Source organism: Cohaesibacter intestini (assembly GCF_003324485.1).
Taxonomy (GTDB): domain Bacteria; phylum Pseudomonadota; class Alphaproteobacteria; order Rhizobiales; family Cohaesibacteraceae; genus Cohaesibacter; species Cohaesibacter intestini.
The window spans coordinates 1-8,244 of record NZ_QODK01000016.1; the positions used below are offsets into that span (position 1 = coordinate 1).

Consider the following 8,244-nt stretch of genomic DNA (forward strand, 5'->3'; position numbering starts at 1 on the left):
TTGGCCTTGATGTCCCAGAGCACAAGCTTGGCATCACCGGGCTTGTTTTCGCCGCCCGCAACATGGCCCTGATCAAGAATCCACATGACATCATTGCGGTCGATCTCGAAGCCAAGAACCGCTTTCAGGCCGGCTTCATTGGCAATGTTGTTCATCGCTTCGGATGGATAGGCTTCCAGCTCCCACTGGTCGCCATTCTTCACCAGCTTGGACAGCGTCGACGGTATCGCCGGGCCTCCCCACCTGGCAGTGGACACATAGATGTTGCCCTGACTGTCCAGTTTAGCGCCCTGAATGAGCGCCTTTCCTTAGATATCGCTCTTTTCCCAAGCGTCTCGGGTTGCCGCGTCCTTGACCGCGTATGGCAAGCTGTTCCATTCTGCGACCACTTCCAGCCCGTCGCTTGCGGCGGCAGAAGTGACCAACGCCACGGTTAAGGATGCAGCGAGTAGCACTTTCTTCAACATAATCTCCTCCCTTTCTGAGTGTTGGAGCGCTCGCGGGTTGTTGCAGCAACTTCGCGAGCGCAGCTTTGATCAGATGCGGCCGTATTTGGCCAGACCTTCACGTAGAGAACCGGTTTCGATGATGAGCTTAGCCTGTTCGGCTTCGCGGGTATCGATATCCTGTGCCATGGCGAGGATTTCTTCGGCATGCTCGCGCGGAACAGCAACAACGCCATCGACATCGCCGACGATGATGTCGCCCGGATTGATCATCACATCGCCGAAGGGCACTTCCACATTGGCAGCAATCGTCTTGATGCGACCAAGTGTGGTGCCCGGGCTGATGGTGCGGGAATAAACAGGGAAGTCATAATCACGCTTGATCTCGACCAGATCGCGCACGCCGCCATCCAGCACGGCGGCTTCATGCTTGTTGGCAACCGCGCCTGCCGTCATAAGGCCACCCCAGAGCGCCACCTCGGCTTCGCCGGAGACGGAAATAACGATGACTGAACCGGCTTCCGCTTCATCAATGGCGTCCAATGCATGCTGGGGCGGTACAAATTCCTGCGTTGGCCCCTCAAGAATGGTCACAGCTGGACCACAGATTTTCTTCTCGTTTATCCGTGGTTTGATTTCATTGTCTAGAAAGCCGGTTTTGCCAGCCACCTTATCGACCGCATCAGCGACAGACGCTGTTGCAACCAAGCGGAATCCCGCGACAAGTTCTTCCAATGTCATGATCTTTTCCCTTTTCCAAACGCCCTTCCCTGCATCTGCCTGTTCGGACCGAGGGAAGAAACTTTGTTGCAGATAGTTACAGTTCACACGTAGAACTCGCTTCATGCGAAAGTTCTAAAATTGTTATTGCGGTCTTGGCATGTCCCGAAGCGCACCGCAGATTTGCGCCTGCGCCAGAGCCAAATCTCCCGCTTCGAGCGCCTGTGATGGCATGAGATTGCCTCCAACACCGACACAGACGGCCCCGGCTTGGAGATAGTCTGAGACGTCCCTCGGCTGGATCCCGCCGGTGGGCATCAGGGGGATATCCGGAAAGACCGCACAGAGGGCCCTCAGAAAGCCGGGACCGCCAGCGGCATCCGCGGGAAAAATCTTGACCAAAGCCGCTCCGGCCTTGTGATGATGCAGCGCCTCGGCAGGTGTCATGGCACCCGGCAAATAGACTCCATCAGCCTTGATGACCAGATTTGCGACCTCATCAACCCAGCAAGGGGAAACGATGAAATCCGACCCGGCATCCAGCATGGCCTGTGCCTGAACCCGATCAAGCACGGTGCCAGCACCCACCAGCAGGCTTTCATCCCTTGCTTTGAGACGGCGCACCAAGCCATCCGCATCGGCAACGGAGGTGGTGATTTCGACGGCCTTGATGCCTTGCTCCAACAGCAGATCGATGGCCTTGGTCGCGATGTCCGTATCGGAATGGCGGATCACGGGGATCACTTGTGCCGCCCGCAACTGGTCAAGGATGGCAAGCTCTACCATTTGTTCACCCAGTTTTGCGGCACGCCACCTTGCAGAACGCGGTTGATTTCCATCGCCGCATTGTGCTGGAGGACCCCGACGGAGCGTTCGGAATACCAAGCGGTGTGATCGGAAATGACCGTGTTGGAGCATTGCAGCAGCGGATTGTCAGAGGCAATCGGCTCCTGCTCGAACACGTCGATGCCGGCCCCGAAAATCCGGCCATCATTGAGGGCATCGGCCAGCGCCTGCTCATCGACCAGACCTCCGCGCGAGACATTGACGACAATTGAGGACGGTTTGAGCAGATCAATGCGATCCCGGTTGAGAATATGGCGAGTATGGTCATTCAGCGGCGCATGCAGGGTGATGACATCAGCCTTAGCGCAAAGCGTATCGATATCAACCAACTCGATGCCTTCTTCCTCAGCGGTTGCGCTGTCGAGGAAGGGGTCAAAGGCCAGAATATATTTGAAACCCAGCGCCTTGAATTTGTGTGCCGCTTCGAGACCAATCCGGCCACAACCGATCAATCCCAGAACCGCATTGAAGCGCCCCGGGATCGGCTCTGCTTCGCCGATGCCCCACTGGCCGTTGCGCACGTCACGGTCTCTTTGGACGATGCGCCGCTGGACCGCCAAATAGAGCGCGACCGCATGCTCACTCACTTCAATCTCGGCCCCATAATTGGGTACATTGGCGACATAGATGCCGCGCCCTCTGGCATAGTCGAGATCGATATTGTCGACCCCCACCCCATAGCGCACGATCACTTTGAGATTGGGGCAAGTCTCCATTTCAGCGGCGGAAACGGTGCGTTCGCGCACCATCACCGCCACCGGATTGATGTCCTTGAGGGACGAGACCGCATCATCTTGCTCTTTCACGGCAACCACCGCTGTGCCGTGATGCTCCAGCACTGCCTCTTCCGTCTTGTAATTTGCATAGCCCGGTTCAAGGACTGCTACAGCATTCTTGCTCATGACGCGATCTCATTCACTCACTTGTTGCGATAGGCTTTGACGGAAGCGTCGAGGCGATCTGGCCATTCGGCACCGATTTCGCTGACGATGAATTCACGTACCTTCGGCTGTGCAGCCTGACGGAACTTTTCCTTCTGTTCCGGGCTGACTGGCACGACTTCCATGCCTTTGCCGCTGAGGATCGCCGTCGCGTTGGCATCTTGCGCTGCGGTCATGCCACGATGAATGGTTTTTGAAATCTGGAAGCACTCATTGACTGCTTTTTTCTCGCCATCATTCAGGCCATTGTAGAAATCATCGGACATCAGATAGGCGTGCCAGGAAAAGACGTGACCATCGAGGGACACATATTTCTGGTGCTGATAGAGCGAGGCATTGACGATGTTGGTCACACCGTTTTCCTGCCCATCGACAACGCCCTGCTGCAAGGCACCGGGCAATTCAGGCCACGGCACCGGGGTGGCCGATGCGCCAAGGCTTTCCACCAAGGTCACCCAGACCGGAGCGGTCATGACGCGCATTTTCAAACCAGCCATGTCGGCCGGTTCAGCGACGGGGCGCACATTGTTGGTGAAGTTCCGCACACCATTGTCAGCAACGCCAAGACCGCGAATTCCGGTTTTCTTGCGCATGTCTTCAAACAAAGCCTGACCGAATTCACCATCCATGATTTCCCAAGCCATGGCTTGATCATCAAACAGATAGGGCATGGCGAGGACGGAGAATGGTTTATAGACAGCCGAGATAGGACCATCATGGATCGCCGTCATCTGAACGGTGCCTAACTGAAGGCCTTCCATAATGTCAGACCCGCTGCCAAGCTGGCTGGCCGGGAAGACCTGAACATCGATGGACCCTGACGTTTTGCCTTCGACACAGCTTTCAAAAGCGAGCGCGGCTGCGTGCTTTGGCGAGCTAAGGTCAGCGGATTGGAAGTGGGCATATTTCAGGTCTTTTGCAGAGGCTGCCTGCGCAGACAGGGCCACCATGACAGCGGCAGTGGTTGCAAGTAGTTTCGACATGGATTTCATGAAAATCCTCCCTTTCATGTCAGTTTGCGAAGCCAAAGAAATGTGGAACGGCGGTGCTGATGGCGGGCACGAAGATGACCAGCGCCAGCACAATGAGTTCCGCGAGAAGAAGAGGTAAGACTGCCTTGAACAGGCCTTCGATACGAAGCTTGCCAACAGTGGCGATAACGAAGAGCACCGGGCCCACGGGTGGGGTGATCATGCCGATCGTCAGGTTGAGCACCAGCATCATGCCGAATTGGAGCGGATCGATCCCGGCGCTGTAGGCGATGGGTCCCAAGATTGGGGTCAGAATGATCAGGGCTGGCAGGGTATCGATGAAGAAGCCGCAGATCAGCGCAAACAGTGCCAAAATGATCAGAATACCGATTTTGCTGTCTGTAACGGAGGCAATCAGCTTGGCCAGTTCCTGCGGGATCTGCAGATAGGTCAGAAGCCAAGCGAAAATCGACGCCATTGCCACAATCAAGAAGACAGAAGAGGTAATGACAGCGGCACGGGCAAAGGCCTTGTACAAGCCCTCAATCGAGAATGCCCGCATGACCAAGCCAAGCAGCAAGGCATAGGCCGAGGCAACGGCACCGGCTTCCGTTGGCGTGAAGACGCCAAGCAGAATGCCGCCAAGGATGATCGCTGGCATCACCAGAGCAGGGATCGCTTGAAAAATGCTGCTGAACAATTCGCTGCGGCTGGCCCGGTGATCGCGGCCCCGATAGCCATGTTTGGTTGAGACATAATGGTTGGCAATGGCAAGCGAGAGTCCCAACAACATGCCCGGAACGATCCCGGCAAGAAACAGCCCGGCGACTGTGACGCCATTGGTCGAGATGGCAAAAATTACCGCAAGGATTGATGGGGGAATGATCGGACCGATCGTTGCTGTGGCCGCAGACAAGGCGCCTGCATAGTTTTTCTCGTAGCCAGCTTCGCGCATCATCCGCATGACAATTGCTGAAGGCCCTGCTGCATCCGCCAGAGCGGATCCGCTGATCCCGGCAAACAACATGGACACCAGAATATTCACATGCCCCATACCGCCGCGCACATGACCGACAAGAGCGTTGGCAAAGCGAAGTAGAGCCCCCGTCAGACCGCAAGCGGTCATCAGTTCTGACGCCAGAATGAAGAAGGGCACAGCCATCAACGGAAAGCTATCGATCCCGGAAAACAACCGCTGGGCGGCGACCAGTGGATTGATCGAGCCATCAACAAAAATGGCAGTCAAACCGGCGATACCCATAGTGAAGGCGACGGGAACGCCAAGCAGCAAGGTTGCGAAGAATAGAATGATGAGGGTGCTTGCCATCGGTCAGAGTTCCTGCTGCTCAGCGATTTCGGAAAGCTCGCTCTGCGCATCATGCTGCACAAAATGACGGGCGAAGAGGAGGAGATGTGCCAGAAACAAACCACATCCCACCGGGATCGAGAGATAGGGAATGCCTTTGGAAATGCCGGTTGACATGGTTTCTTTATTCCAGCCGAACTGAACGAACTCGATGCCAAGCCACATCATGGTTGCCATGAAAGCAAACATCATGACGACGATCAGCCAGCGCAGCATGACCGCGAGGTTGGTGGGCAGGAGGTCGGAAAGAATATTGATCGAGACGAGGCGACCTTCTCGCAAGGCAAGTCCGGAACCGGCAAAAGCACACAGAACCATCAGATGACGCGCCACCTCTTCAGCCCAGGCAAAGCTGGAACCGAAGGCATAGCGCCCCACGACATTGGCAAAGACGATCACAAAGACCGTTGCCAGAGCTGCGGATACAAGGATCCGGTTCAGCATGGTGAAGATGGATTCAAGCTTTCGCACGTGCTCCTCCCAAAGCAAGCGGTTGGCGTCTTCTGAAGACTGGCATACGGTATGCCAGTTGTCAAGTTTGGTATGTTGTATGCCAGACACACATGCGATATGCTCGGTTGCAAGGAGACCAATATGGAAACGATTGAGCGACCAAAATCACTCACCGAGCTTGTCACTGAAAAGCTCATGGATGTGATTGTGAATGGTGAGTTGGAGCTGGGATCACAAGTATCCGAAGCGCGCATTGCCAAAGACTTCAATGTCAGCCGAACACCCGTTCGGGAAGCCTTCAACCGGTTGGAAATGGAAGGATTATTGAAGGTTGAGCCACAACGCGGCACATTCGTTTTCGCACTTCAGCCCCATGAGCTGGCTCAGCTTTGTGATGCGCGTGTTTGCCTCGAAACGACGGCTCTGGAGCTAGCAATCAAATGCAATGCAGACGCCTTGTCCGAACGTCTTGCAGGTTGTGTTGAAAAGATGACCGAGGCGCTCGAATCGGGCGATGCCAGCCGCTACCTGACGCTCGACACACAATTTCATCAACATCTTTTTGATTGCTCGGAGAACCGCTTTCTGAATGATGCCTATCAGGCCATTGCCAAGAAAATGGCCGCCCTACGCAACCGTCTCAGTCGCCATGCGGAGCATATGGACAAGTCCTATCGCGAGCATCAGGCGATCACTGAAGCGGTGAAAGCAAAAGACACCGAGACAGCCTTGAGCATCTTGCGAAATCACATTGATCGCAAGGAAGGCTCTTACTGGAAGCAAGCCACTAAGACGGCGTGACTCCTGCCCGGATCGTTAGCGATAGCCAGCCTTTTCCCGACGCAAGAAGACTGAAAAGGCCTTTGTCTTTTTTCAAAGGAAATAGAAGAATACGGCGATTGTCATGCCTGTGCCCATGAGCAACTTAAAGTGCCAATCGCCCTGCCCTTTTACGATCTTGTTCAGAAACAGCATCGACAACAGGATGCCGAAAACACCGCGCAGAGATTGAGCGACATTGGCCTCTAATACTCCGCTTAGACGAAAGCCAACAAGCAGCAGGCAGACGGCCACAAACCAACTCAAGGCGACCCACCGCGCTGCATAGACCAAGCTCAGGGGCTGACAGCCAGAAAGCATGCCCAATCCGGCAAAAAAACCGCAAAAAACGTAATTGATCGAAACGGTCAGAGCGACCTGCATCAAGGCAGATAGACCGACAAAGTCTTGGGTATATCGTGTGATCTCAATGTCGGACTGGGCATAACCAAGACTTGCACCAATCACCAGACAGGCAGGCAAGACATCCAGCCTACCGGCCCGCCGCGACAAAAGATAAGCCATCAAAAGAATGGCGACGATTGCCACCAATTGATGCCAGGCCGGCATGGGTTGACCCATGAAGCTCATCAGAATCGTGATGGTTGGAATTTTCAAAGCCAGCAACGGCGAAACGATGGATACGTCGCTTTTTTGAATTGCGATTGCGATCAGCAGTTGCGCAATGGCGTAAGGTAAATTGATCCATATTAGCGCGACAAAGTGGGATGGATCGAGATAGCGCCAAGCATTGAGCCCGATAAAAGGAAGGGCTGCGATCAATCCCATAGCAGCATGAGATGCCAATAGAATTTGGGCGGAACTATAGCCGGATGTCTGTTGGCATTTCTGGGTGAAGGCATAATTCGTAGCCTGAAAAAAGGCTCCACTAAGACTGGCCGCTAATCCAATTGACATGTTTGATCCGCGTTGAAGGGTATTCCGAGCTTATCGGCAAATGGCGAGGAAGCTTTCTCCGAATTGCACCCAATAGAGGAATGGCATACCGTATGCCAGATCGTGTCATTGTGTCAAGCTCACCAGACTGGCCGAGTTGGAATTGATCGATAGAGAACGCAGAATGGTGTAGCACCAGATCAAGGCGGCAAACTTCTCTGCCATCAAAAGCCTGGACGATCCGCAACATTCAAAGGCGCGGACTAACGGCACAGATGAAGCGCGAGCTGAAATGGCGATCAGCGATCGAGGCGACGATCAGCCACATGAAAACAGATGGACGACTTGACCGGAACTGCCTCAATGGCAAAGATGGTGAGGCCATCAACGCTCTCTTGGCAGCAGCGGGGCATAACCTGCGTCTGATCCTCAATGCGATCATTTTTTTGATGCTCTGACTGGGAACCATCACGCCGAGTACGGTCAAAACGAGTATTGTGCCATTGCTTCGCCCATTTAAAACATCAATGGCTTAGCTGTTGTTAAGTGAAGACTAATTCAAACTTGGCCTTTTTCATCAGTCAGTTGAACGACCCGCGGACCTGGTCAAACTTGACCTATCGTTTTCGCTTGTTACCCTCAACAGCCGCAACTGCTGAGCCTTGGAAATCTGGATGATGATGCAGATAGACGTCCTCGATAGTCCTGATTGACGTTGCAAAGAAGCTTGCTGCATCAGACGGAGATGAACCTTTCTGCATCGCCCAAGTAATTGCCGTGTGTTT

10 protein-coding genes and 1 pseudogene are annotated in these 8,244 nt (G+C 54.3%); 2 read left to right on the forward strand and 9 right to left on the reverse strand.

Going from position 1 to position 8,244, the window contains the following annotated elements:
* The 8 genes and pseudogenes from DSD30_RS21210 to DSD30_RS21240 form a co-directional block, all read right to left on the reverse strand.
* Positions 1–257, reverse strand: a pseudogene (locus tag DSD30_RS21210) (L-dopachrome tautomerase-related protein); the annotation flags it as partial.
* A 51-nt stretch (positions 258–308) separates the two neighbouring features.
* A complete protein-coding gene (locus tag DSD30_RS21700) occupies positions 309–467 on the reverse strand; it encodes a hypothetical protein (protein WP_157967820.1) in 159 nt (52 codons plus the stop codon).
* A 69-nt stretch (positions 468–536) separates the two neighbouring features.
* Positions 537–1,187, reverse strand: a complete 651-nt coding sequence (locus DSD30_RS21215; protein WP_114011764.1) for an RraA family protein — start codon at positions 1,185–1,187, stop codon at positions 537–539.
* 123 nt (positions 1,188–1,310) lie between these two features.
* The gene (locus tag DSD30_RS21220; protein WP_114011765.1) at positions 1,311–1,952 is read right to left on the reverse strand and encodes a bifunctional 4-hydroxy-2-oxoglutarate aldolase/2-dehydro-3-deoxy-phosphogluconate aldolase; all 642 of its coding nucleotides are present in this window, start codon (positions 1,950–1,952) and stop codon (positions 1,311–1,313) included.
* Positions 1,946–2,914 (reverse strand): C-terminal binding protein, encoded by a 969-nt coding sequence (locus tag DSD30_RS21225; RefSeq protein ID WP_114011766.1) that lies wholly within the window; start codon positions 2,912–2,914, stop codon positions 1,946–1,948. Before DSD30_RS21225 ends, DSD30_RS21220 begins: the two co-directional genes overlap by 7 nt.
* 17 nt (positions 2,915–2,931) lie before the next feature.
* Positions 2,932–3,945, reverse strand: coding sequence for a DctP family TRAP transporter solute-binding subunit (locus DSD30_RS21230; protein ID WP_245418572.1), 1,014 nt, complete (start codon positions 3,943–3,945; stop codon positions 2,932–2,934).
* A 19-nt stretch (positions 3,946–3,964) separates the two neighbouring features.
* Positions 3,965–5,251: a TRAP transporter large permease gene (locus DSD30_RS21235; RefSeq protein ID WP_114011767.1), complete on the reverse strand. Its 1,287-nt coding sequence runs from the start codon at positions 5,249–5,251 to the stop codon at positions 3,965–3,967.
* Positions 5,252–5,254: 3 nt separating this feature from the next.
* Positions 5,255–5,761: a TRAP transporter small permease gene (locus tag DSD30_RS21240; RefSeq protein WP_157967821.1), complete on the reverse strand. Its 507-nt coding sequence runs from the start codon at positions 5,759–5,761 to the stop codon at positions 5,255–5,257.
* Between the two features lie 123 nt (positions 5,762–5,884).
* Between DSD30_RS21240 and DSD30_RS21245 the strand changes: the two genes are divergently transcribed.
* Positions 5,885–6,544, forward strand: coding sequence for a GntR family transcriptional regulator (locus tag DSD30_RS21245; RefSeq protein ID WP_198663098.1), 660 nt, complete (start codon positions 5,885–5,887; stop codon positions 6,542–6,544).
* Positions 6,545–6,616: 72 nt separating this feature from the next.
* Here the strand turns inward: DSD30_RS21245 and DSD30_RS21250 are convergent, their stop codons facing one another.
* Positions 6,617–7,480 carry a hypothetical protein gene (locus tag DSD30_RS21250; RefSeq protein WP_157967822.1) on the reverse strand — a complete coding sequence of 288 codons (864 nt, stop codon included), beginning with the start codon at positions 7,478–7,480 and terminating at the stop codon, positions 6,617–6,619.
* Positions 7,481–7,629: 149 nt separating this feature from the next.
* On the opposite strand from DSD30_RS21250, the gene DSD30_RS21950 reads away from it, so the two are divergent.
* Positions 7,630–7,917, forward strand: a complete 288-nt coding sequence (locus tag DSD30_RS21950; protein ID WP_425359485.1) for a transposase — start codon at positions 7,630–7,632, stop codon at positions 7,915–7,917.
* Positions 7,918–8,244 lie beyond the last annotated feature (327 nt).

Excerpts from the sequence above, each read along its gene's own strand:
- DSD30_RS21215 (WP_114011764.1), bottom strand. The coding sequence starts at position 1,187 with ATGACATTGGAAGAACTTGTCGCGGGATTCCGCTTGGTTGCAACAGCG.
- DSD30_RS21225 (WP_114011766.1), bottom strand. The coding sequence starts at position 2,914 with ATGAGCAAGAATGCTGTAGCAGTCCTTGAACCGGGCTATGCAAATTAC.
- DSD30_RS21220 (WP_114011765.1), bottom strand. The coding sequence starts at position 1,952 with ATGGTAGAGCTTGCCATCCTTGACCAGTTGCGGGCGGCACAAGTGATC.
- DSD30_RS21235 (WP_114011767.1), bottom strand. The coding sequence starts at position 5,251 with ATGGCAAGCACCCTCATCATTCTATTCTTCGCAACCTTGCTGCTTGGC.
- DSD30_RS21700 (WP_157967820.1), bottom strand. The coding sequence starts at position 467 with ATGTTGAAGAAAGTGCTACTCGCTGCATCCTTAACCGTGGCGTTGGTC.
- DSD30_RS21250 (WP_157967822.1), bottom strand. The coding sequence starts at position 7,480 with ATGTCAATTGGATTAGCGGCCAGTCTTAGTGGAGCCTTTTTTCAGGCT.
- DSD30_RS21230 (WP_245418572.1), bottom strand. The coding sequence starts at position 3,945 with ATGAAATCCATGTCGAAACTACTTGCAACCACTGCCGCTGTCATGGTG.
- DSD30_RS21245 (WP_198663098.1), top strand. The coding sequence starts at position 5,885 with ATGGAAACGATTGAGCGACCAAAATCACTCACCGAGCTTGTCACTGAA.